At 39.3% G+C, this 22,269-nt stretch carries 26 protein-coding genes; 11 read left to right on the forward strand and 15 right to left on the reverse strand.

The genetic code is table 11. The annotated features are described in order from the left end of the window. Nucleotides 1–18: 18 nt before the first annotated feature. From kam1_RS04555 to kam1_RS04595, 10 genes are all read right to left on the reverse strand, one after another. Nucleotides 19–1,620, reverse strand: coding sequence for a glycoside hydrolase family 1 protein (locus kam1_RS04555; protein WP_039721704.1), 1,602 nt, complete (start codon nt 1,618–1,620; stop codon nt 19–21). Nucleotides 1,621–1,707: 87 nt separating this feature from the next. Continuing rightward, nucleotides 1,708–2,448 carry a glycosyltransferase gene (locus kam1_RS10535; RefSeq protein ID WP_276507660.1) on the reverse strand — a complete coding sequence of 247 codons (741 nt, stop codon included), beginning with the start codon at nt 2,446–2,448 and terminating at the stop codon, nt 1,708–1,710. Nucleotides 2,449–2,492: 44 nt separating this feature from the next. Beyond that, nucleotides 2,493–2,888: an MGDG synthase family glycosyltransferase gene (locus tag kam1_RS10540; RefSeq protein WP_276507661.1), complete on the reverse strand. Its 396-nt coding sequence runs from the start codon at nt 2,886–2,888 to the stop codon at nt 2,493–2,495. Between the two features lie 22 nt (nt 2,889–2,910). Beyond that, nucleotides 2,911–3,417, reverse strand: a complete 507-nt coding sequence (locus kam1_RS04565) for an LptA/OstA family protein (RefSeq protein ID WP_235277411.1) — start codon at nt 3,415–3,417, stop codon at nt 2,911–2,913. Between the two features lie 13 nt (nt 3,418–3,430). Beyond that, nucleotides 3,431–3,961 (reverse strand): hypothetical protein, encoded by a 531-nt coding sequence (locus kam1_RS04570; protein ID WP_039721701.1) that lies wholly within the window; start codon nt 3,959–3,961, stop codon nt 3,431–3,433. Next, nucleotides 3,945–4,733, reverse strand: coding sequence for a 3-deoxy-8-phosphooctulonate synthase (gene kdsA / locus kam1_RS04575; protein WP_039721700.1), 789 nt, complete (start codon nt 4,731–4,733; stop codon nt 3,945–3,947). Before kdsA ends, kam1_RS04570 begins: the two co-directional genes overlap by 17 nt. Before the next feature lie 27 nt (nt 4,734–4,760). Next, entirely contained in the window at nt 4,761–6,374 is a 1,614-nt protein-coding gene (locus kam1_RS04580) for a CTP synthase (RefSeq protein ID WP_143958279.1), read from the reverse strand. Then, nucleotides 6,371–7,156 (reverse strand): 3-deoxy-manno-octulosonate cytidylyltransferase, encoded by a 786-nt coding sequence (kdsB, locus tag kam1_RS04585; protein ID WP_244946173.1) that lies wholly within the window; start codon nt 7,154–7,156, stop codon nt 6,371–6,373. Before kdsB ends, kam1_RS04580 begins: the two co-directional genes overlap by 4 nt. Next, a complete protein-coding gene (locus tag kam1_RS04590) occupies nt 7,149–7,688 on the reverse strand; it encodes a D-glycero-alpha-D-manno-heptose-1,7-bisphosphate 7-phosphatase (protein ID WP_039721697.1) in 540 nt (179 codons plus the stop codon). Before kam1_RS04590 ends, kdsB begins: the two co-directional genes overlap by 8 nt. After that, a complete protein-coding gene (locus kam1_RS04595; protein ID WP_039721696.1) occupies nt 7,685–8,704 on the reverse strand; it encodes a bifunctional heptose 7-phosphate kinase/heptose 1-phosphate adenyltransferase in 1,020 nt (339 codons plus the stop codon). The genes kam1_RS04590 and kam1_RS04595 overlap by 4 nt, the downstream gene beginning before the upstream one ends. A 112-nt stretch (nt 8,705–8,816) precedes the next feature. Between kam1_RS04595 and kam1_RS04600 the strand changes: the two genes are divergently transcribed. Beyond that, nucleotides 8,817–9,680: a prephenate dehydratase gene (locus kam1_RS04600; RefSeq protein ID WP_039721695.1), complete on the forward strand. Its 864-nt coding sequence runs from the start codon at nt 8,817–8,819 to the stop codon at nt 9,678–9,680. 15 nt (nt 9,681–9,695) lie between these two features. Here kam1_RS04600 and kam1_RS04605 read toward each other — a convergent pair whose 3' ends face one another. Then, entirely contained in the window at nt 9,696–10,232 is a 537-nt protein-coding gene (locus kam1_RS04605) for a Slp family lipoprotein (protein WP_143958280.1), read from the reverse strand. Nucleotides 10,233–10,362: 130 nt separating this feature from the next. On the opposite strand from kam1_RS04605, the gene kam1_RS04610 reads away from it, so the two are divergent. The 10 genes from kam1_RS04610 to kam1_RS04655 all read left to right on the forward strand — a co-directional run bounded on the left by kam1_RS04610 (nt 10,363) and on the right by kam1_RS04655 (nt 19,564). After that, nucleotides 10,363–11,232, forward strand: coding sequence for a carbon-nitrogen hydrolase (locus kam1_RS04610; protein WP_039721693.1), 870 nt, complete (start codon nt 10,363–10,365; stop codon nt 11,230–11,232). A gap of 23 nt (nt 11,233–11,255) precedes the next feature. Next, nucleotides 11,256–12,323 carry an agmatine deiminase family protein gene (locus kam1_RS04615; protein WP_039721692.1) on the forward strand — a complete coding sequence of 356 codons (1,068 nt, stop codon included), beginning with the start codon at nt 11,256–11,258 and terminating at the stop codon, nt 12,321–12,323. 30 nt (nt 12,324–12,353) lie between these two features. After that, nucleotides 12,354–12,905 (forward strand): hypothetical protein, encoded by a 552-nt coding sequence (locus kam1_RS04620; protein WP_039721691.1) that lies wholly within the window; start codon nt 12,354–12,356, stop codon nt 12,903–12,905. Nucleotides 12,906–12,924: 19 nt separating this feature from the next. Continuing rightward, a complete protein-coding gene (locus tag kam1_RS04625; RefSeq protein WP_235277409.1) occupies nt 12,925–13,854 on the forward strand; it encodes a glycosyltransferase family 9 protein in 930 nt (309 codons plus the stop codon). 1 nt (nt 13,855) lies between these two features. After that, nucleotides 13,856–15,010, forward strand: a complete 1,155-nt coding sequence (locus kam1_RS04630; protein WP_039721690.1) for a cysteine desulfurase family protein — start codon at nt 13,856–13,858, stop codon at nt 15,008–15,010. Nucleotides 15,011–15,191: 181 nt separating this feature from the next. After that, nucleotides 15,192–16,364, forward strand: a complete 1,173-nt coding sequence (locus tag kam1_RS04635) for an aminotransferase class V-fold PLP-dependent enzyme (RefSeq protein ID WP_039721689.1) — start codon at nt 15,192–15,194, stop codon at nt 16,362–16,364. 26 nt (nt 16,365–16,390) lie between these two features. Further along, a complete protein-coding gene (locus tag kam1_RS04640) occupies nt 16,391–17,182 on the forward strand; it encodes a histidinol-phosphatase HisJ family protein (RefSeq protein WP_039721688.1) in 792 nt (263 codons plus the stop codon). Between the two features lie 4 nt (nt 17,183–17,186). Then, nucleotides 17,187–17,786, forward strand: coding sequence for a molybdenum cofactor guanylyltransferase MobA (gene mobA, locus kam1_RS04645; RefSeq protein WP_039721687.1), 600 nt, complete (start codon nt 17,187–17,189; stop codon nt 17,784–17,786). Nucleotides 17,787–17,790: 4 nt separating this feature from the next. Beyond that, entirely contained in the window at nt 17,791–18,324 is a 534-nt protein-coding gene (mobB, locus tag kam1_RS04650) for a molybdopterin-guanine dinucleotide biosynthesis protein B (RefSeq protein ID WP_039721686.1), read from the forward strand. Nucleotides 18,325–18,340: 16 nt separating this feature from the next. Further along, nucleotides 18,341–19,564 (forward strand): molybdopterin molybdotransferase MoeA, encoded by a 1,224-nt coding sequence (locus tag kam1_RS04655; RefSeq protein WP_235277407.1) that lies wholly within the window; start codon nt 18,341–18,343, stop codon nt 19,562–19,564. Between the two features lie 45 nt (nt 19,565–19,609). Here kam1_RS04655 and kam1_RS04660 read toward each other — a convergent pair whose 3' ends face one another. The 4 genes from kam1_RS04660 to kam1_RS04675 form a co-directional block, all read right to left on the reverse strand. Then, complete coding sequence (locus tag kam1_RS04660) at nt 19,610–20,524, reverse strand: alpha/beta hydrolase (RefSeq protein WP_052250503.1); 915 nt, start codon at nt 20,522–20,524, stop codon at nt 19,610–19,612. Between the two features lie 132 nt (nt 20,525–20,656). Continuing rightward, nucleotides 20,657–21,307, reverse strand: coding sequence for a Tll0287-like domain-containing protein (locus tag kam1_RS04665; RefSeq protein ID WP_039721685.1), 651 nt, complete (start codon nt 21,305–21,307; stop codon nt 20,657–20,659). Further along, complete coding sequence (locus kam1_RS04670) at nt 21,304–21,729, reverse strand: hypothetical protein (RefSeq protein ID WP_039721684.1); 426 nt, start codon at nt 21,727–21,729, stop codon at nt 21,304–21,306. Before kam1_RS04670 ends, kam1_RS04665 begins: the two co-directional genes overlap by 4 nt. Nucleotides 21,730–21,792: 63 nt before the next feature. Beyond that, nucleotides 21,793–22,266 (reverse strand): peroxiredoxin, encoded by a 474-nt coding sequence (locus kam1_RS04675; RefSeq protein ID WP_039721683.1) that lies wholly within the window; start codon nt 22,264–22,266, stop codon nt 21,793–21,795. Nucleotides 22,267–22,269: the final 3 nt, after the last annotated feature.

A 22,269-nucleotide genomic window follows, 5' to 3' on the forward strand; every position in this document is an offset into this window, starting at 1 on the left:
AACTATTTTTTCCAATAACTATTTTTTCCAACTGATCCTGTTAATCCTGGCCTTTTGAACCTCTTCAGCATAAATTTTTGCCGGATTTTCTCCAAAAACATCAATTTCTTTCCTATAGAGTCCGTTTTGGAAATCTACAGAATACAAGCCGAATCGGGGTGAAAAAGAGCCCCATTCGTAGTTGTCAACCAAAGACCAATAAAGATAGCCAAAAAGCGGTGCTCCTTCTTCTCGAAGTTTGTTTACGATGCGGACGTGCGCTCGAATATAATGACTTCTTAATACAGAATCTCTTCTTTTTTCCATCATCCCTGAAGGAGTATAGCGGTAAGCTAGCCCATTTTCAGAAATCAATAAAGGTAATTGATAATGAGTAAGTTGATGGGTAACAAAGGCCAATCCTTCAGGAAGCATTCTCCAATCCCACCATTTACTTGTAAAAGCTTCCATCATCCATTCATGGAAAGTTTTATTGCGTTTTGGTAATTCGTCATTCCATCTTGGCCATCGTAAGGCGTGTTCGACAAAAGGATCATAGTAGTCAAATGCTATGAAATCAAAAGGCCTTTGTTTGGAAGCATAAATAACTTCAAGTAGTTCTTTCCAAGCGCTTTCGAACGAACAGGCATAAGCGAGAAAATGTTGCGCTTTTTTGAGAAGAAAACCTAAGGCTTTTCGAGCAAGAGATATAGAGCTAAATCGTGCTTTATCGAAGGCTGAATCTAACTGTCTTGCTCTATCCCAAAGATAGGAGAAAAGTTTTTGTTTTTTGATACCAAAATAGTTAGCGTGCAGAAGATCTAACCAGGCTAAATCCAGCCAATAGAGGTTACTGGAATAGTTGTTGAAACTGACATAGGGTTTTAAGCCATGGGACTTATACAGAGAGTGAATCAGAAAATAAGCTCTGGAATGGGCTTCGAGTAGATGGATTAAACAGGTGGTGGCTGCATGAATTCCCCGGTTTGCCCCGGAAGGAAAATATCCGTACAGATAATGACAGGTCGCGAGCATATTAGGTTCGTTGACGGTAAGGAAAAATCTTGGAGGTTCACAATGAAAATCTTTCGGCAGATGTTCCAACAGATATTTTATAGTATACTCCACATAACGTAAGTAATGATTGATAGTGGATCGATGAATCCATGCATCAAGTCCTAACCAAGCAGGATGGGTAAAATGATGAAGGGTAACCACTGGTTCCAAACCAAGAGCTCTGCAATAGGCAAGGATTTCAGAGTATCTAGCCAGAACAGTTGGATCAAAGGGAGGGGGCTCTAAAAAGGAAGGATTCTCAGGATGAGGTAAATCATAGACTGGTTGTATCCGACTCCAACTTATTCCAAGCCTAAAGGCATTAAGACCAAGGGCTTTTGCTCTTTTTAAATCCTCTTCCGCCAGATTCCAAAAATTACAACTTTTCCCAGAAGGTTCGACCTGATTATCCCGTTCTGCCCATGCCCAATTATTGAGCGGTTCGCCTTCTCCATTCATTCCTCCTTCGTGTTGATAGGGGGAGGTAGCCACGCCCCATAAAAATTCATGATGGGGCCATTCAAAGGATACATTTTTTTCATTTTCTCTGGAGGGGTGTTTGGAGGCGACGGGTCTCTTAACCATAACGATCTCCTTTGTATTGACCAAACAATTCTCAATAAAATAAATTAAAATATTCGGTTTTTAATTGGTCGAATAAATGGAAAAGCGTCATGCGTGTTCTTTTTGTCCTGGTGACAAGCAAACTGGTTCAGGGGGATTAAGCTCGTCTTCCAACAAAATTTTGACAATCTTGTAGGCAGCCTTAGGGGTACTGTGTTTAAAAGCATTTTTTCTCATTTGTTGCAATTTTTGGGGATGGGAAAGAAGATAACTTACTTTATAGGCTAATGTTGTAAATTCATTGCATTTTATTGCAACTCCTTTTTCTAACAGATAATCGCTATTAAATTCTTCTTGACCGGGTATTGGAGAAATAATAATCATTGGCAAGCCCATGGCCATAGCTTCTGAAGCGGTCAATCCGCCTGGCTTGCCAATGAAAAGATCAGCCGCATCCATCAGTTTATGCATTGAATCTGTAAAACCATATATTCTAATAGTATGATTGGAAAGCTTTGAGGCTTTTGTTCGGATCTTTTCCTCCATTTGTGGGTTTTTTCCGCAGACCACAACGATCTGTATCGGCATTTGCAACGTTTCTAGAGATTCGAGGATGGCCTCAGCAGGACTCACTCCAAGGGCTCCAGCTGAAATCAAAATTACAGGAAGCTCCGGATCAAAGCCAAGGCTTTTTTTCGGCTCAATCTTGCTTGGAGAAGGTTTGAATATGGGATCAATCGGAATACCACTGAAAATGATTCTTTCTTTGGGAATGCCGAGATTGATCAGATGGATTTTGCTTTCTTCATTGGCAACAAAATACCTGTGGAAAACTCGACAAAGCCACATTGCATGGCAATGAAAATCCGTCACAACGATCGATAGCCGACAATCTATTTTTTTTGAGAAATCAAATAGGAAATGATCTCAGCGGGCAGAAAATGAGTACAAACGGTCACTTGAGGCCGGTACCTAGAAATAAAATCGATAAGTGGTTTGGTATTTAACCGATCGAGCATGAGTCTCATTTTATCGGTTTTCCAAGGCTCGTCGGTTGTTCGATACCACCAACCGAGAAAAGAAGGAGCTCTTTCAACTAGCTGGATATAAAGTTTTGAGTAAAAGTCTCTGAAGATTTTGTTGGTAAATTTTAAAGCATCTACGCAAATCACTTGTCCTACTCTTGGATCTTCAAGAAAAGCCTTTTCCAATGCTTCCGCAGCACGAACGTGTCCAGTGCCGGCACTTGTTGATAGGATTAAAACTCGTATTGATTCTAAATTTTTCACTTATCTTTTGGATTAAAAGAAACTATTTTTTCTGTTGCTGCTCTTGTGGTTGACTGTTTCTTAGGAGAATCACGCGGCTGTGTCCATCCACAAACATCTGATTGGTGTTTCGAAATATTGTAATCACATTGCCTGTCACATGGTCTTTATTTTCTTCAATCACTTCGGGATTGCCCGTTAATATTAACTTATCTTCTGGAACAATATATTCCATTTGAGATGCTTTGGCAGTCCTTTTTTCTTGTACGAGCACTGCATCTCCTTTGGCAATAAGTCTTTTGATTTCAGAACCACTTTCATCAAAGTAAACGGTCATTTCATTCGATCGCATTTTAAAATTGTTCGCTATGGTGATGACATTGCCACTAAAAAATCCTTGATGATTGTTTTGATCCATTCGGAAAGTATTCGATGTGACGACTGTAGCATCAGGGTTGGAAAGCAGTTCTGGTGGGTTTTCTTCTGGAAATTGACCAAAAACATTCAATCGGAGAAAGAAAAAAAGGAGTAATAACAAAAAGGGTTTCATCGCTCTATGGAATTTATGGTTTTGTTTCAAGGTTTCCACGAAGAGGCAGTGCCCCGGTTCGAAGCGAGGGGGTTGGTGCATGGCTAGGAGAAGAAGGCTCTTTTTTTTGATTCGATTTTCCAAGGGGTAGTTTATAAAGAACCATACGGACATTTTCCCGAAAAATTCCTTTTCTGTTATCGATTTCCCAATCCATGATGTTAGAGGTAAGCTTTAAATCTTTTCTTTCAATTTCAGCTCCATTCTTGGTGGAAAGCCTATTGTCCAATTTCCAAAAGTCGCATCGAGGAGAGAGGATAGTAGTAGTGACTCGATCGTTATCGAAAAGTTCGATTTTCATTTTCCGTATTTCTATTCTATTTACGCTCACTGCAACTGCTTCTTCTCCATGTATGGTTGCTTGTAGTTTTCCTTCTGCATTTCTCTGGGGTAAAATGAAATTTTTTATCACTGCTCCTAAAGGTAATGAGGGAGAGTCGGCAAAAAGACCATCCTCTAGAACAAATAGAAAAACAAAAAGAAAAACATTAAGGAACGGCTTCATGGATTTTTAAAAGGCATTCAAGCATTTGATCCACTTTGCCCAGTGGGATCATTGTCGAGGCATCTGACATGGCTTTTTCTGGATAAGGATGCGTTTCAAAAAAAAGTCCGTCAATGCCAATAGACACAGCGGCCCTGGCTAAAGGGAAAGCCATGGCTTCTTCCCCTCCTGTCTGCTTACCAAGTGCTGAAGGTCGTTGAACTGAATGTGTGGCATCAAAGATAACCTTATGTTTTCTAGACCGCATGCGAACAATCCCTCGCATATCGACAATAAGATCATGATAGCCAAAGCAGCTGCCCCTTTCTGTAAAAAAGAAATTTTTGCAGCCGGCCCATTGGAGCTTTTCAGCTATAAGATCAACGTCATCAGGAGCTAAAAATTGTCCCTTTTTTACATTGACAATTTTTCCGCTTTCTCCGCAAGCCAAGATTAAATCGGTTTGCCTGCATAAATAGGCAGGTACTTGAAGGATGTCAACAATTTGAGCTACTGGTTTTACTTGATCTGGAAGATGCACATCAGTCGTGAGGGCACAGCCCGTTTTTTCTTTGATTTTTGATAACATGTTTAACCCTTTTGTCAGGCCTGGGCCACGAAAAGAATTAATGGAGGAGCGGTTTGCTTTGTCAAAGGAAGACTTAAAATAAAAAGGAAGCTGGTATTTAGTTGTAATTTTTTTTAGTTCAAGGGCAGTATCTATAAGAAGTTCCATCGATTCGATCACGCAGGGACCGGCAATGACAATAAAAGGCTCTTTTTTTGTATTCATGACAGTTCCTATAAAAGGAATATTACTCTAGGAATGGGTTTTCTTTCGATGTTCCAGTGAGGCTTTTAAAAAAGCTACAAATAACGGATGTGGGCAATTAGGTCTGGATTGAAATTCTGGATGGAATTGACAGCCAACAAACCAGGGATGATTTTCTAATTCAATCAGTTCTACCAGCTCTCCATTTTCTGTTGTACCAGATATCTTCAAACCGAACTTTTCAAGTAGGGGCTTATAGGCCATGTTAAACTCGTAACGATGCCTATGCCGTTCTCTAGAAGTATCCCGCCTATAGGCTTCATAAGCTTTTGTATTGGGAAGGAGTTTGCATAGAGAGCTACCAAGCCGCATGGACCCTCCAAGGCTAGAAAGTTTTTTTTGTTCCTCAAGCAAACAGATCACAGGGTTTGAGGTCATACTTTCAAACTCTGTACTGTGGGCATCGGTCAGTCCAACAACATTTCGACTAAATTCAATAATAGCGGTCTGCATGCCAAGACATAATCCAAAATAGGGAATGTGATGAAGCCGTGCATATTTTGCTGCCTCTATTTTTCCCTCAATGCCTCGACTGCCAAAGCCTCCAGGAACCAATATTCCATCTGATCCTTGAAGCAGCGTTTCGGCCCCTTTTTCTTCGATTTCTTCAGCATCCACTTTTTTGACTTCCACTCCACAGGAAAGAAATGCTCCCGCATGGGTCAACGCTTCATAGATACTTTTGTAGGCGTCCTGATGACCGATATATTTGCCTACCACTGCAATAGAAAGCTGATGCGAAGGATGCATAATTTTTTCGACAAAAGCTTTCCAATCTGTTAAATCGGCTTCGGGCAGATCAAGTTTCAAATACTTGCAGACAAGAGCATCTAGTTTTTCTTTCTGAAGCATCAGAGGAACTTCATAAATAGTATGTTGAACATCTAACTCTTCGATGACCCCTTCAATGGAGACATTACAGTAGAGAGAAAGTTTTGCCCTAACTTCCTCCGTCAGGGGATGATCGGATCGGCAAACTAGAACATGAGGCTGAATGCCTATTTCTCGTAGTTTCGCAACACTCTGCTGGGTTGGTTTTGTTTTGAGCTCTCCAGCAGCCTTGATGTAAGGCACATAGGTGACATGGACGAACAAAGCGTGATCAGAACCAACTTCTAAAGCCATCTGTCGGATAGCCTCAAGAAAGGGAAGGCCTTCAATATCTCCGGTTGTGCCTCCGATTTCAGTGATCAAGATGTCGCAGCCGCTACTTTCGGCTACTCGCATAATTCGGTTTTTTATTTCATTGGTCACATGGGGAATGACTTGAACGGTTTTGCCTAGATATTTTCCTTGTCTTTCTTGTTGAATGACCGCTTCGTAGATTTGTCCTGTGGTTGTATTATTAAGCTTGGAAAGTTTGACGTTTGTGAATCTTTCGTAGTGACCAAGATCTAAATCAGTTTCTGCTCCATCTTCAAGGACATATACCTCACCATGCTGATAGGGGTTCATCGTCCCAGGATCAACATTGAGGTAGGGATCTAGTTTCTGTAAGGAAATTTTGACTCCCCTTCTTTCTAATAGAGTTCCCAAGGCTGCTGCTGTAATGCCTTTACCCAGAGAACTAATTACTCCACCTGTAACAAAAATATATTTCATAGCAGCTCTTTATTATGTTTAAGCATTTGGTCGGCCTTCGACAAGTCTTCAGGGGTGTCTATAGCCACAGTTTGATAGGCAGTAGAAACCACCCGAATAGGAATTCGGTTCTCTATTGCCCTGAGTTGTTCCAAGGATTCCACTTGTTCTAATATTCCATATGGAAGAGAAATAAATTTTTGTAAAGCCCATGATGAAAATGCGTAAATACCCACATGCGCCTGCAGCGAATAATTGATCGTTTTATTTTTCAGAAAAGGTATTGGTGCTCTGCTAAAATAAATGGCAAAACCATCTACATCGCAAACAACTTTTACGACATTTGGATTTTTCCTTTCGGAGTCCTCCATAAGTTTTCTTGCTAGGGTGGCAATTGGAGCTGCTCCCATGCCCTCAATAAGCCTGTCTATTTCTTTCCCAGGAAGAAAAGGTTCGTCCCCTTGGAAGTTTACATATCTGTCTGCCTTATATAAAGCGGCTACTTCAGCTACTCGATCCGTTCCGGAAAGATGGCTCGATTTAGTCATCAATGGTTCCCCGCCAAAACCTTTCACTACGTCAAAAATTCTTTGATCATCAGTGGCTACCACAACTTTCTTTGCTCTTTTGCATTCCATAGCCCTTTCCCAAGCCCATTGAATGAGTGGTTTGCCTCCTAACATCGCTAATGGTTTGCCAGGAAACCTACTGGAACCCCATCTAGCAGGAATAACAATGATGGTTGTCATGAAGGACTCAGAATGAGATTTTGCTTCTTTCAAAAAAAGGCTGCGATTACTCATTTTCAACAGAAAGAATTACATCAATGGCTTCAAAAAGAGAAAAGGTCACATAGGTCGCAAGCCGACAGGCTACAAACGCATCGAGGTTTTTTCTTCCCAGGTTTATAAAAATAGTTTTGCATCCACTGTTTCTGCCGCAAAGGACATCAGCTAGTCTATCTCCCACAAAAAAAGATCTGCCACAATCGATATCATATTCTTTAGTAGCCTTCCAAATCATTGTCGGCTGTGGTTTTCTGTCCCAAGTGATTTCCTGTGTAGGTCCTTCATAAGAAAGATAGATCTTTTCAAAAAAACTGCTACCAACCATTTCTAATAGTCTCTGATTGACCTTTTCAACGTCCCCGGCTGTTAGCAGTCCTCGGGCAACACCCGATTGATTCGAAACGATGAATAACAGAAAACCCGCTTTTTTAAGTCTCAAAAGTTGTTGATCCAAGCCATGGGGAATTTCTATCAGTTTTTCGTTTTTTAAATAGGGTATATTTTTAATCAGCGTGTCATCTCTATCAAAGAAAACAGCCTTGTTCATAGTCTTGAGTCGATCGTAGGAGGGAAAGATAAAATGCTTTGTTTGAGTTCGGCAGGAGTGCAGGTGGCGGTTCCTAGTTTTCCAACAACAACCCCCGCCCCATGATTGGCAATCAGAGCTGCTTCAAATCCAGTGGCTCCAGCTGAAAGCGCAAGGGAAAAAAGACTGATAGCTGTATCTCCAGCTCCAGAAACATCGAAAACCTCTCTAGAAACAGCCGATATGGTTTTAGGTTTTCCTTCCCTCTCCAACAGAAGCATTCCCTCTTCCCCTAAAGTGACAAGGATGTAGGAACAGTGCCATTTTTTTTGGAGTATTCTGGCAGCTTCCACAATCTTTGTCAGATCTTCTTCGTGAACATCTGGAAAGCCTGCAAGAGCGATTGCCTCTTTTCTGTTTGGCTTAACGACACTCACTCCTGTCCAGTTGAGGCGGTTGTTTGAATGGGGATCCACAGCAACAAGGATGTCCTTACCTTTGGTATGATTTAAAATAAAATCGATGATCGTTTGATCAAGCAACCCTTTGGCATAATCTTCGATAATGATAAGATCTTTAGAATCCAATTCCTTTTCTAAGTAAAGCAAAATATTCTGGGTAATTTCCTTAGGGATTGGTTCTTTTGTTTCCCTGTCCACCCTTACTACCTGTTGTTGCCTGCCGAAAATTCTTGTTTTTTGGGTCGTTTGCCTATTTTGGATGATTTGAATGCCACGCAGGTTGCATCCAAAATTTTCCAAAGATTGAAGCAATTTTTTCCCTGCCTCATCTTCTCCAACAACTCCTAAAACAGAAACCTCTTTTGTAAATTCAAGCAGATTCCGAGCCACATTAGCTGCGCCTCCAGGAAAATAGGAACATTTCTGGACTTCTACGATTGGTACAGGAGCCTCAGGAGAAAGACGAGAAACCTTTCCCCAAACAAATTCATCGAGCATGAGATCTCCAATAACTAATGCCCTTAATTTTGAAAAGCGAACTAAAAAATGGTCGATGGCGTTAGCAGAAAAAAACATAACAAAGCATGCAAGATTTATAATAATGAGTCCAGTATATGAAAAATCATTTTTTATCTTATATTTTTAAACCGTTTTTTTTGAATAAACCTTAATTAAATTTCAAAAGACTATGAAAGTGGAGCAAATAGACGACAGAAAAAAGGTGAATAAAAAGGTCGGGTATTTGGGCCCCGAAGCGACGTTTTCTCATCTTGTAGTCAAGAAAAGATTCCCTGATTGGCAACACCATTCTCTGGGCTCTATAGAGGATATTATTGAATTTGTCAAGACATTTGCCGATGGAGAAGAAAGGATTGGATTGATTCCAATTGAAAATTCCACTGGAGGAATGATTCTTGAATCGGTTGATTTGCTTTTGGAAGAAGACTTCCATCTTTATATTCAAGAAGAGCTTTCGTTGAATGTTCAATTGGCATTGATTGGAAGAAAAGGTCAAGAAATCAAAGAGATCTATTCCCATCCTACTCCTCTTTTTTATTGCAGGAAATGGCTGAAAACAAAGTTTCCACGGGCTAAAATACAGAAGACAGCTAGTACTTCAGAGGCAGCGAGAATAGTTTCTGAAAATCCTTATTCTGCGGCACTTTCGACTCGTTTAGCTGCAGAAATTTATAAGCTAGATATCCTAGAGTTTCCTGTACTTGAAGGAAATGTCAATCTCACACAATTTTTTGTCTTAAGTCCTTTTCCTTGCGTAGGATCGACTGCCGAAACAACCATTGTTTTTTCAGTAAAAGATGAGCCTGGAAGTTTGTGTTCCTTTTTAGAACCTTTCAGGGATGGCAAATTAAACATCAAAAGGATTGTTTCCAGGCCTATTCCTGGAAAATTGAATACGTATCTATTTTTGTTATCGGTTCAAGCAGGCAAAGAGTCGGTTCCTTTGGAAAAGGCTCTTCGTAAGGCTGAACAATATGCTATTTGGCTTAAATCTTTGGGGTCTTATCCCATAAGGGAAACCTTTAATGTTTAAAGCTAGAACTACTTCTTACCACCATCCTTCTCCCCATCCTGTGGTCCATGGTTCAAATCCAACCGGTTCCCATACATTTTCTAGAATGGTTTTTGTGGGAACTTTTTGGGTATAAGAAGGGAGCGATTCTTTGGGCCACAGAAAAAACTCTTCCCCTTCGACGATTAAATAATGTGGGCTCTCTATACTAGTTTTAAATGGAGAGACGATCTTTCCAGCAACAGTAATCGTTTTGCCAGTTGAATAGACTTTGGGATCGACTTTCCCTTTGTACCATAAATAGAATTTTCCTTTGGAAGGAGATTGTACTATTGGCTTGTCTGTTGTGGGATCTAGAGGTTTTTGAATAATCAACATCAAACTTTCTCCCTCATGGTTCATACATCGTTGGATGACTCCTCCTAAAAGAACGTTTTGGCCGATGAATGCGCTAGGACGAGCTGATAGTAAGGAAAATGAGGGTTGTTTACTAGCTTTGTGACGATAGGATCCTGTAATGGGGCTGATTGAACAGCCTCCAAGTAGGAAAAGGCTTAGAAAAAAAAATAACATTTTTTTTGAGTTGCCAATCAGAATATTCACTTTCAATAGAATAGAAATGTATGGTTAATGAAAGAGTTCATTGACGTTTCGTCGTTTGTGAAAGAAAACTATCAAAATATTTTTAAAAAGAAAGATCTAAATGGTAAGGGTGGCGCTTATTCAAAGCATTGGAGCTGTTGATCCGACTCAAGGACTGGCTCATCATTTGGAACTCATCAGCCAAGCGAAAGAACTCGGCGCAGAGATTATATGTACTCAGGAACTTTTTAAAACCCGTTATTTTTGTAATCGAATTGATCCTGAATTTTTTAGTTGGGCTGAAGACATTAATGGTCCTACCCTTCAATGCTTCATGGAAATTGCTAAAAAACTTCAGGTTGTATTGATTGGATCGATCTTTGAAAAGCGGGCTCCTGGATTATATCACAATACGGCTATTGTAGTGGATGCAGATGGAAGCTATTTGGGCTGTTATAGAAAAGCGCATATTCCGGATGATCCAGGTTATTTTGAGAAATACTATTTTGCAGCTGGAGACAACGACTTTCCTGTTTTCCAGACCCGTTATGCAAGAATTGGAGTCTTAATTTGTTGGGATCAATGGTTTCCAGAAGCTGCTAGAATTGCTGCCTTAAAGGGGGCTCAGATCATTTTTTATCCTACCGCTATCGGATGGCTTGTAGAAGAAAAAATGGCCTTTGGACAAGATCAGTTGACAGCTTGGCTAACTATTCAGCGAGCACATGCCATTGCCAATGGAGTTTTCGTAGCTTCCATTAATCGAACTGGGGTAGAAGGAGACGAAAAAAGTCGTTGTATTGAGTTCTGGGGGAGAAGTTTTTTGGTTGATCCCTTTGGTAGAATCATCAAACAAGCTGGAGAAAAAGAAGAAATTCTGGTTGGAGAACTGGATTTTAGCCTCATAGAGAAGACGAGAATAAATTGGCCCTTTTTACGGGATCGGAGGATCGACCTTTATGAACAAATCACTCGAAGATATTTTCCTTAATTCTGTAGCTATTTGCTAGATCCATGCATACGGGCTCTTTCAGAAATAAAAATTCTCTAACTGCTTCATTATGCTGTTTTATATTCCCAGCCGAATGGGAAAAGCATAGAGCAACTTGGCTTACTTGGCCTAGAAAAGAAAGTATAAGTTTTCCAGGACTTTCCCATGCAGCTGAAGAAATCTGGATTCAACTGGCATTGGCTATCTCCCAGGATGAGTTGGTGAGAATAAACGTGTTTGATAAAACGCAGTTTGTTGAGGTAGAGAATCTTTTCAAAGAGCGGGGGGGAGAAATCAACAAAAAAATTTTTTTATACGAAAATCCCGCATATGAACCATGGTGTAGGGATCATGGACCGATTTTTGTTCGCAACGAAGAGGAAATAGCCGTTGTGGACTTTATTTATAATGCCTGGGGTGGAAAATATCCTCCCTATGATCTGGATGATCGTGTTCCGGAAAGAATTGGAAAATACTTAGGAATGCGGGTTTTTTCCCCAGGGATTGTTGTGGAAGGAGGGGCTATCGATTCCAACGGCAGTGGAGTGCTTCTTGCTTCCAGAAAAAGTATTGATAATCCCAATAGAAATCCTGGAGTTGGCCTAAAAGTAATCGAAAAGATATTTTATGAATTTCTTGGAATCAAGAAAGTAATTTGGCTAGAGGCGGAAATCATGGGGGATGATACCGATGGCCATGTCGACCAGTACAGCAGGTTTGTGAGTGTCAATACCATAGCTTGCGCATTTGAACGAAATGCTTCGGATGGCAATTATCTAAGTCTTCGAAAGAATATCGAACAATTAGCTAAAGAATGTGATTACCGAGGGAAGCCTTTTGAAATAGTCGAAGTGCCAATGCCTAACCCTGTCATAAAAAATGGAATGCGATTGCCCGCTTCGTATTTAAATTTTTATCTGACAAATCATTCCCTCTTTGTTCCTGTTTTTGAAGACCCAATGGATGAAGTAGCTCAAGAAATTTTGCAAGGTCTTTTTCCCGAAAGAAAAATCTGTCCTTTTTTTGCCAAAGATTTAGTTTGGGGATTGGGAGCCATTCACTGCATCACTCAACAGGAACCAGGTTGGTAAGAAAAGATAAAGATAAAAGAGAACCATTATATGATTTATCATCTTTCTTTGAAAGCTGTGGCCTTTGGAACCGGATTCATACATCTGCTTCTTGGGACGATCGCTTTTTTATATCCCTCCTCTTTTTGTCAATTCCTTAAAAATTTTCCTAGAAATGATTTTCTAGGCAAGGTGCTAATGGGCACTTCGGTACTCTGGGTCATCATATTATTGGCGACTATGGATCTTGGTGAATATACGCAGTATAGGATTTGGTTTATTCTTTTTGCTTTTATATTTGGAATACTGGTGATAGTGGCTATAGAGGACTTCATTTCCCTAAGGGCCTTAGCGCTTTTGCTTTTGTTGGGAGCGAATGTCATTTTAGATGGCACCTTTTTAAGTATGCGAAGCTGGCGGATTCTCCTTGTGCTCTTAGCTTACGGCTGGATACTTGTAGGTGTTCTTTTCGTTGGTATGCCTTATCTCGCTAGGGATAAGATATTGTACTTTTGTTCTTCAGAAAGAAAGATTAAATTGATCGCCCTTTTCACTCTCCTTTTTGGCCTGGTATTATCTTTGCTTGGTTTTATCGATGCATAAGATCTTTTATAAAGACAGAATGCTGATCATCAGGGCTGGAGGCTTGGGGGATTTTATACAGACTTTACCAGCTATTTATATTTTAAAGAATCTGGCGCAACCTTCCAAGCTGGATCTCCTTGGAACTCGTAGATTTGGGATTCTAGGCGAAAATCGGTATTATTTTGATAAGGTTTACGATATAGAAGAAGCTTTTTTTACCCCTCTTTTTTCTCAAGATCTTATCCCCAGATTAGCTCTTAGAGACTATTTTGCGTCTGTTGACATTGTTCTCTGTTATACCCCTGATGAACAAGGGATTTTGAGAAAAAATCTCTATGCTTTAGGAGTCAAAAAAGTGATTTACTGTCCACCTTTCAGAGGCGTAGGAAATGTTGTGGAATGGCTTGCTAAGCCCATTATGGAATTAGGCATCATAAATTCTTTAGACTGTCTTCCCCCGCCAATGATTTTTCCCTCTAAAGAAGATGACGAAAAGGCATTAGGCTTATTATGTGGCATAGAAAAGGAAAAAGTAAAAATTGCTATTCATCCTGGAAGTGGAAGTCAAAAAAAATGTTGGCCAGTAGAAAATTGGCTTTCTTTTTGTCAGCGCATACAAAAAATGGGCTGTCGGCTTATCCTCATAATGGGGCCAGCTGAAATGGAAAGAAAAGAGTTAAGTGAGATTCCAGCCGATGTAAGAATAATAAATCAAGATCTTCCATCGGTGGGTGCTATCCTCAAATTGTGTAACTTATTCTGTGGACATGATAGTGGTATAACACAGTTGGCTATGGCCGTTGGATGTCCTTCAATTGCTTTATTTGGTCCTACAGACCCAACCACTTGGATGTACCCAAGACTGGACAAAAGATTCAAAATATTGTGGAATAAGGAAAGAAGACTAACATTTAGCGTAGATGAAGTTTTTAGTTGTTTTCTGAAATGTTTAAAAGAAGGTGTTTAAAATGACCCGATTCATATACTTGGATCACAATGCAACTACTCCTGTTGATTCTGAAGTTCTTAAAGAAATGGTTCCCTTTTTTTCTGTCTACTATGGGAACCCTTCCAGTCCATATCGACTCGGTCAGGAAGCCAAGCAGTATGTAAAAAAATCAAGGATTGCTCTTGCTCGGTTTCTAGGTTGCGAAGAAGAAGAAATTGTTTTCACTAGCTGTGGGACTGAATCAAATAATGCTGCGATCCTGTCGGCGCTTCGAACCACAGGCAAAAAAAGAGTCATTACGACAGCCACGGAACATTCCGCTATTTATGAGTTATGCGTTGATTTGGAGAAAAGAGGGTTTGAAGTTCTGAGAATTGGTGTGAATGCATCTGGTTTGTTAAAGATAGAAGAGATAGAAAAACATCTGACTGCAGATACAGCTATAGTCTCTGTGATGTGGGCCAATAACGAGACCGGCGTAGTTTTTCCTATCGAGCAAATCGCAGCGATGTGTCAAGAAAAAGGGGTGTTATTTCATACCGATGCGGTGCAGGCGATTGGGAAAATTCCGATTGATCTATCTAAGGTTCCCGTTGACTTTCTTTCTTTGACTGGTCATAAGTTTTACGCACCAAAAGGGATTGGTGCCTTGTTCATTCGTAAAGGGAAACAGTTTGAACCTTTTATGCGAGGAGGATCTCAAGAGATGCATCGTCGTGCTGGAACAGAAAATGTCCCGGCCATTATTGGAATGGGTAAAGCTATCGAGCTCCTCTCTCAGAACATGGAAGAAGATAATAAGAGGATTTTGCAGCTAAGGAATCTTTTAGAATCGAGAATCTTAGAAGAAATTCCTTTTACAAAAGTCAATGGCGATAAAGAGCAAAGAATTGTTAATACGACAAATATTCTTTTTGAAGGCGTGGATTCAGAAACTCTTCTTTTTGATCTTGACCAAAAAGGCATATATGCTTCCGGTGGATCAGCTTGCACAACAGGTTCATTGAAGCCATCTAGGGTATTGACAGCCATGGGTCTTAATCCTATAGAAGCCAAATCAAGTGTTCGTTTTTCCTTAGGAAGGTCTAATACTGAAGAAGAGATTCATAGAGCTGTTGACGAGATTAAAAAGTCTGTGGAAAAAATAAGAAAAAAATTACCCAAATCTTCGTAGTTCATCTTTTTTTCTTAAGCTACAGCTTTTTTAATCATTGGAAATACCCTTTCAAGTCATTTGTGAGGTGTTGTTAAAGTGCCTGTATTCGGGGATAGGAGTGTGCCTTATTAAAAAAAGTTGGATGATAATGTAAGATATTTATATAACTTATTTATGTAACTTATATTAGTAGACTTTCATGCTAAAATGTTCGATCGAAGATATTCTTTCCATAGAAAATTTAAGAAATACGCTTTTTCCTGTAACACGGAATAGAGTTTTCATGGCTCATGCGGCCGTTTCTCCTTTGCCCGCTCCTTCGGCAGAGAAGATATCAGAAGCCGCATTTGAGTCTTCTGATTGGAGTCAAGAAACAGAATCGTTTTTTGAAACCATTACAAAAGCCAGAGAAACAGCTGCTAAATTAATCAATGCTAAGCCCTCCGAAATAGCTTTGCTAGGCCCTACCGCTCTTGGGCTTAATTTGGTAGCCAATGGTATCCCATGGAAGCCAGGAGATGAAGTTGTCTATTATCCAGATGATTATCCAACCAATGTCTATCCATGGAAAAATCTTGAAAAATTTGGGGTTAAAGCTGTTCCTTTATGTCCTGAAGAACCAGGCAAAATAACCTTGCCTTTAGTTTTGAGTGTCCTTAGCTCCAAAACGAAGCTTGTGGCACTGGCTAGTTGCCATTATCTTTCAGGTTATCTTTTGGATTACAAAGAAATTGGCAAAGCGCTACATGATCGGGGCATTTTATTTAGTTTAGATGGGATACAGTCCTTAGGCATTTCAACTATGGACTCTGAATATTTTGATTTTCTCAGTGCTGATTCTCACAAGTGGCTTCTAGGTCCTCTTGGAGCGGGGATATTCTATTGCAAAGAATCCTTACAGGATTACCTAGCTCCTTCTTTGCTTGGCGCATGGAATGTCAAGTCTCCCCATTTTATTGCCCAGGAAACAATGGAATTAGAAAAAGGAGCTCGACGCTATGAAAGTGGGGCTCTCTATGCTTTAGGCATTATTGGAATGGAGGCTTCGATGGATCTTTTGCTTGCAATCGGTATTGATAAGATCAGAGAAAGGATTCTTTTTCTACATCAGTATCTTAGAGAAAGTCTAAATCGAATTGGTTGGAAATGCTTGTCAGACGATTTTCCCCTTGAGCGATGTTCTGGAATAATTTCTGCAACAGCAACTGGAGTTGATCCTACAGAACTGCTTGCCAAATTAAAATCTCAAGGAATAATAATTTCTTTTCGGATGGATAGGAATAAAAATTGGTATATTCGATTTGCTCCGCACTTTTATAACACCGAAGATGAAATTAATAGAGCTATTGAAATCTTATCCCATAAAGACTGAGATTTCCTTTGTATTGGAAAGAGGTTATGCTTTTTGACTATCATCTTCATACTCCACTATGTGGTCATGCTGTTGGAGAACCGTCGGAGTATGTTAAAGTGGCGATAGAAAACAGACTAGTCGAAGTGGGGTTTGCAGATCATAACCCTATGCCACATTATTTCGATGACTGGAGAATGTCTATTGATCAGCTCGGAGAATATTTCCAAATGATTGAAGAAACAAGAAAAGAATTTCCAAACTATCCTATAAGGCTTGGATTAGAGTGTGATTTTCTTTTGGGGTATGAAAAGCATATTCAGTTTTTAGCGACTTTAGCTCCCTGGGACTATCTTATAGGCTCCGTACACTATATTTCTAAGGATTGGGACATTGATAATCCCTCAAAATTAAATAAATGGGATGAATATTCAGTTGAAGCCGTCTGGACTGAATATTTTGCTTTGTATACAAAGATGGCTTGTTCGGGCCTTTTCGATTTTTTAGCACATCCTGATTTGGTAAAAAAATTTAACCGGAAACCACAACAAGATCTTTCTTTTTATTACAAAGAAGCCATTAATGCGATGGCTGATCATCATCTTGCTTTTGAAATTAATACGGCAGGTCTCAGAAAACCAGTTCAAGAAATTTATCCAGAAAAACGCTTTCTAGAAATGGCTTATGAAAAAAGAATTCCTATTTTAATTAGTTCTGATGCCCACAGTCCTGCCGAAGTCGGCAGCGACTTTGATAAAGCTCTTTGCCTAGTCAAAGAGGTTGGTTACAGGGAGCTGACACGATTTAATTCAAGGAAAAAAGTCGTTTATCCTTTATAAAAAAATGCAAATTGACAGCGATGGGGTCATACTATGCGGGGGGCAAGGCAAACGGATGGGAGGAAAAGAAAAGGGGCTTTTACTGCTTAAAGGAAAACCGTTATTTGTTTATGCTGCTGAAAAACTTGCACCTAGGGTAAAAACCCTTTGGATCAGTGCCAACCGTTTTCTCGATGAATATGCAAAATACGGGTGGCCTGTTATAAAAGACTGTGTAGAAAAGCTTGGACCATTAGGAGGGATCTATTCAGTGCTTCTGAATATACAAAGTCCTTTGTTGTTCGTTCTTCCATGTGATTGTCCTTTTTTTGAAGTTGGATGGGAGACAGTCCTTCTTGAAAAACTCCTTTCTTCTTCTGCTTCGGTTGCTTATATTTCGGATGGACAAAAAGAACAGTTTCTTTTTGCTCTTTTCAAAAAATCCGCATTGCCACAGCTAGAAGAATATTTGCTCTCAGGACAGCGACGAGTCGAAGGCTTTTATCGAAAAGTCGCAGCGCTTAAAGTGGATTGGACTGAGGCATCGCAAAGATTTTTTAACATCAATACCCTTGAAGCATTTGAGGAAGCCAATAAGATGTTTGATTGGATGGAAAAAAGCTAGGTGAATGCAAAAACAAGCTTTAGCTATTGTTGGTTTTGTAGGAAGAAGCGGTTGTGGAAAAACCACACTAATATGTAAACTTGTTGCATTGCTTGCTTCTAAAGGCTATAAAGTTGGGGCTTTAAAGCACGCCCATAAGGGGTTTCAAATGGATTGTCCTGGAAAAGATAGTTTCAAGTTTAAAGAATCTGGAGCTTCAAGCGTCTGCATCATTTCAGAAAAGCAAGCGGCAATGATTGTGGATTGTGAGTGTTCTCAACAAATAATTCTCAATGCATTTTTTGATCTGATGCGCTCTTTTGAGTATCATTTTATCTTGATCGAAGGATTTAAGAAGGATCCATTCCCGAAGTTTTGTTTTATCGATAGGATTGAACAAGGGGAAGAAGTGTTGCGAGAAACAGATAATTGCCTTGGGTTCATTACTGAACAAAGAGTACCGATAAGTTCTTTTAAAAACTTACCCGTTTTTTTTAGAGACGATGTAACGGCTATAAGTTCTTTTTTGTTAGATGCCAGAGTTTCTTTAAGTCGTTGAAAGAAAATACATATTAATGATGAATCAACAACCTTTTACTTATGTTTCCATCGCTCAAGCCTTGGAGATAATAGAGAAAACCATTCACGAAATCAAAGGGGATAAACTTCTTCCCTTAGATGAATCATTAAATTCAGTCACTGCTGAGGATATTTTTTCCCCTACGGCCTTTCCTCCTTTTGATATCTCAATGATGGATGGGTATGCTTTTTGTTCAGAAGCTCTTTTAGAAAATAAAGAAAAAGAGTTTGTCGTGGCAGCTGAAGTGTATGCAGGGATGCCCATTTTGGAAGATTTCCACCCCAATCAATGCGTTAGAGTAGCCACAGGGGCGGTTGTGCCTAAGCCCTTTGATCTGGTTGTCGTCCAAGAAGAGATTCATCTAGAGAATGGCCGCGTCAAAATAAAAGGTTCCTATAAAAAGGGTGAAAATATCCGAAAAGCTGGGGAGGAAATCAAAAAAGGGGAATTGCTTTTTCATAAAGGGATAAAAGTAGATCCCAGGACGATCAATCTTTTAGCAACTTTAGGCATTACCCACCTAAGAGTAAAAAGCAAACCGGTTGTATACTTGTTAAGCACGGGGACTGAACTTAAAACAGTTGGAGCAACTCTTGAGATGGGTCAGCTTTATGATAGCAATAGGATTTTTCTCTTCAGTGCTTTAAAGGAGCTTGGAGTGGAGGTGATTGGAGGAAATATAATAGCTGACGATATGGAAGAACTAGAAAAGGAAATGGATAAGGCCAAGAGGTGCAATGCCAATCTTATATTATCTACTGGGGGATTGTCTGTTGGAGAAAAAGATTTTGTTGCTAAATTTATTGATACACAATGTAAAATTTATTTTAAAAAAATTGCTATCAAGCCCGGTCGTCCCTTCTCCTTTGCGTCTTTTCATGGAATTCCATTTATAGCTCTTCCTGGGAATCCTGCAGCGGTTGTGGTCTGTTTTTATGAACTGGTAAGAAAGGCTGTTGCCAAACTCATGGGATGGTCTAGAAATCCGTTTTTAAAATTTCAGGCGCATCTAGCGATGGATATAGCAAAAAAACCTGGGAGAACAGAATACTATTTTGCAAAAGAAGAGGATTGCCAAGGCAAAATAATGGTTCATCCGGTATCGTTGGCAGATCCTTCAGGGGTTTTTCCTGCGACAAAAGCCGATGTTCTTATTAGTTTGGCTCAAGAGTTGAGCCTCATCCCCAAAAATACGCTTGTAGATTGTGTGCGACTTTGATTGGCGCTAAGTAATTATTCTGACCAATCACCTTTAATAGCTCTATCATTGAGAGGTCATTTGGCATTCTTTATTGATGCACAAAAAGTTCGTAATGACTTCTTTAAAATCATCATTGAATAGTCTTAATTCATGATTGGCATTAGGAATGACCCACCAAAATTTAGGATTTTTTGCCGCATCAAAGACTCTTTGAACCATATTAATCGGCATTCTGACATCATGTTCAGCAGCAAGAATGAGGAGAGGACAATCAATGTTTTGTGCTGCCTGTACACAATCAATTTTATGAGCATCGATGCCATAACTTCTTTTGAGATGCCATGAAACGATTGGAACCATTGGAAACTCGTTCAGTCTAAATAGTACCTTAGCATGGGTTATTAATGCATTATAAAGAGTATCGAATGGAGCATCGGCTATTATTGCACTGATTTTTCCATTAAGTTTTGAGCCGGCAAGAAGAGCTGTGACGGCTCCAAGAGAAGTTCCCCACAGAATAGGGGAACTATATCCTTTTTTTTCTAGTTCTTCTATCCAACTTTCTATATCCATGCTTTCTTTCAAACCCAAGGTGACTACAGCAGGATCACTTTCCCCATGCCCTCGTAAATCAATGGCTAGAACAGGAAATTCTAGAGTATGCGCTAGCTGAATATAACTCATCATAAATTCTTTATTGGCTCCTAATCCATGAATAACAATGATTGGGGATTTCTTGGGAGAAGAGCTTGGTGGAGGAATAAACCAAGCCGCTAGTCCTATGTTGTCTTTTGATAGGATTTTCCAATTTTGATATTTTAACCCAATCAACTCAGGATTTAGATTCGGGCTTGCTGCGGGTGGTACCGTCACAGCGAGGTTTGCTAAGATTTTTCCAAAAAAATACAAGCCTAAAACAAGAATAGAACTAGAAAGAATTACAAAGCCACAGAATAAAAGAAGAAGAGAAAATAACATAGGAAGTATTTGAACCAATCGATTACCATTGAAAAAGAGTCATTTCATCTTTGCTTTTTTGTTGATACTATAAAGAGAGGCTACCCACTGACAACAAGAAAGAATAGGCCTTGGAAGCCCTTAGCTATACCTTCAGTCTCCTTCAGATAAACTGACCTCTACAGTAATTAATCCTCTAAAATCCCCGAGTTTATATCCAGTCGCTTCATCTAAGGGATATCTTTTCTGCAATTCTTCTTTAAGAGATGGACTCATCTGGCTTAGAGATCCGTGACAATTTAAACAAATATTGCCGATAAAAAGTGGTTTATAATACCGGTATTTCGTAGTCCAATTTTGTTCTACTTTCTGGACATAACTAGAAGGAAAAGGTTCATGTCTTCTCTGAGCCTCTAAAAAAATTTCCAGAGCCTCTTTTTCTGGATAATCGGGCTTGTTTAGAGGATTTCTTATTTTATCAGAGGTCCTTTTTAAAAGGGTGATTCTTGCACCATGCTTTTCTTTTATTTGATCTGTCAAAGCTAAGGCTTGTAAGTTGCAAAATTTGAGGGTTTCTATTGGTCCAACTTCCTTAAGTTTTGATGTTAAGGTATTTTTAAGACTTTCTTGAAGCTCTTGTGCTATAGGAGCGGCAATTTTTTCGATTGTTTGACTTTTTTCCATCGAAGCAATGCTAGTAACCGGTTCCTGTTGTGATTGGCAAATGAATACGAAAGAAAAATAAAGAAAGAAAAAGCACGACAATCCAAAGGATCTCTTAAAAATAACTATATTCCATTTCATATCATAAATCTTCCTTTATGTTGCATAAAAAGGCTTAAGAGAGCGCCTATGCCGTTAACAATCAAATAGGAACCAATGAGATAGGCAATAGCATTTGGAAACACAAAAAGAAGAATAGCTATAGCCATAGGGAAAAAGCTGAAAAAGGACGGCCCTATTGTTAGAAATGTCAAAAGCCCAAACAGAACAAAATGCAAAGCCACTAGATAGGCTATCAAGTTTGGAAAAAGGAAAATAAGGAGACCGCATAAAGCCGTCCAAAGGCAAAACAGCAGAGGAAGATGGAAAAAGAAACCAAAAATTGAAAAAAGAAGCAAATAAGAAGCAATTAAGAAATAGAGGAAATGGGGCTTAGCAAAAAGAATGCATCCAAATAACAAAGAAAGGAGAGCTTGAATCCAGAATTTTAATGAATAATGCATTTTTTAAAAGAATTGTTTTTTCATATGGAGGGGTTTTTTGTGAAATTTTAAAGTTAGTAAAGACTACTCTGTTGATTCGTTGAGTTTTTTGATCTCTTCTAGGATTTCTTGTGCATGAGTCTCAGGTTTAACTTTTAGATTACGCCATACAATTTTCCCGTTTCTAACCAAGAAAGACTGTCTTGAAGCATGGCCATTTTTTTTGGTAACCCCAAATTTATCCACGAGTTTTCCTTCAGGATCTGCCAAAAGAGGAAAGGGAAGATGGTATTTTTCTTTGAATTTTTTTTGAGCCTCTTTTGTATCCATACTAATGCCGAATATTTTAATTCCATGATCTATCAACATTTTATAATTATCTCTTAAATTACAGGCTTCTTTAATGCAACCAGGGGTATCCGCCTTGGGATAAAAATAAAATAAGAAGGTTCCTTTTTTAGCAATAGCTTGTAAAGGAATACTATTGCCATCTTGGTCAATAGCAATGATATCAGGAACATCAGCTCCAATTTCCAATGGTAACGTAGTCTGATTCATATC

The sequence above is a fragment of the Methylacidiphilum kamchatkense Kam1 genome (assembly GCF_007475525.1).
In the GTDB taxonomy this organism is placed as follows: Bacteria; Verrucomicrobiota; Verrucomicrobiia; order Methylacidiphilales; family Methylacidiphilaceae; genus Methylacidiphilum; species Methylacidiphilum kamchatkense.

Coding starts and splice junctions, on each gene's coding strand:
- kam1_RS04635 (WP_039721689.1), top strand. CDS start 15,192: ATGCTAAAATGTTCGATCGAAGATATTCTTTCCATAGAAAATTTAAGA.
- kam1_RS04580 (WP_143958279.1), bottom strand. CDS start 6,374: ATGAAATATATTTTTGTTACAGGTGGAGTAATTAGTTCTCTGGGTAAA.
- kam1_RS10535 (WP_276507660.1), bottom strand. CDS start 2,448: ATGTGGCTTTGTCGAGTTTTCCACAGGTATTTTGTTGCCAATGAAGAA.
- kam1_RS04660 (WP_052250503.1), bottom strand. CDS start 20,524: ATGTTATTTTCTCTTCTTCTTTTATTCTGTGGCTTTGTAATTCTTTCT.
- kam1_RS04555 (WP_039721704.1), bottom strand. CDS start 1,620: ATGGTTAAGAGACCCGTCGCCTCCAAACACCCCTCCAGAGAAAATGAA.
- mobB (WP_039721686.1), top strand. CDS start 17,791: ATGCAAAAACAAGCTTTAGCTATTGTTGGTTTTGTAGGAAGAAGCGGT.
- kam1_RS04570 (WP_039721701.1), bottom strand. CDS start 3,961: ATGAAGCCGTTCCTTAATGTTTTTCTTTTTGTTTTTCTATTTGTTCTA.
- kam1_RS04670 (WP_039721684.1), bottom strand. CDS start 21,729: ATGCATTATTCATTAAAATTCTGGATTCAAGCTCTCCTTTCTTTGTTA.
- kam1_RS04615 (WP_039721692.1), top strand. CDS start 11,256: ATGCATACGGGCTCTTTCAGAAATAAAAATTCTCTAACTGCTTCATTA.
- kam1_RS04640 (WP_039721688.1), top strand. CDS start 16,391: ATGCTTTTTGACTATCATCTTCATACTCCACTATGTGGTCATGCTGTT.
- kam1_RS04595 (WP_039721696.1), bottom strand. CDS start 8,704: ATGTTTTTTTCTGCTAACGCCATCGACCATTTTTTAGTTCGCTTTTCA.
- kam1_RS04655 (WP_235277407.1), top strand. CDS start 18,341: ATGATGAATCAACAACCTTTTACTTATGTTTCCATCGCTCAAGCCTTG.
- kam1_RS04665 (WP_039721685.1), bottom strand. CDS start 21,307: ATGAAATGGAATATAGTTATTTTTAAGAGATCCTTTGGATTGTCGTGC.
- kam1_RS04620 (WP_039721691.1), top strand. CDS start 12,354: ATGATTTATCATCTTTCTTTGAAAGCTGTGGCCTTTGGAACCGGATTC.
- kam1_RS04625 (WP_235277409.1), top strand. CDS start 12,925: ATGCTGATCATCAGGGCTGGAGGCTTGGGGGATTTTATACAGACTTTA.
- kam1_RS04590 (WP_039721697.1), bottom strand. CDS start 7,688: ATGAACAAGGCTGTTTTCTTTGATAGAGATGACACGCTGATTAAAAAT.
- kdsA (WP_039721700.1), bottom strand. CDS start 4,733: ATGAATACAAAAAAAGAGCCTTTTATTGTCATTGCCGGTCCCTGCGTG.
- kam1_RS04630 (WP_039721690.1), top strand. CDS start 13,856: ATGACCCGATTCATATACTTGGATCACAATGCAACTACTCCTGTTGAT.
- kdsB (WP_244946173.1), bottom strand. CDS start 7,156: ATGAGTAATCGCAGCCTTTTTTTGAAAGAAGCAAAATCTCATTCTGAG.
- kam1_RS04675 (WP_039721683.1), bottom strand. CDS start 22,266: ATGAATCAGACTACGTTACCATTGGAAATTGGAGCTGATGTTCCTGAT.
- kam1_RS04565 (WP_235277411.1), bottom strand. CDS start 3,417: ATGAAACCCTTTTTGTTATTACTCCTTTTTTTCTTTCTCCGATTGAAT.
- kam1_RS04600 (WP_039721695.1), top strand. CDS start 8,817: ATGAAAGTGGAGCAAATAGACGACAGAAAAAAGGTGAATAAAAAGGTC.
- kam1_RS04605 (WP_143958280.1), bottom strand. CDS start 10,232: ATGTTATTTTTTTTTCTAAGCCTTTTCCTACTTGGAGGCTGTTCAATC.
- mobA (WP_039721687.1), top strand. CDS start 17,187: ATGCAAATTGACAGCGATGGGGTCATACTATGCGGGGGGCAAGGCAAA.
- kam1_RS04610 (WP_039721693.1), top strand. CDS start 10,363: ATGGTAAGGGTGGCGCTTATTCAAAGCATTGGAGCTGTTGATCCGACT.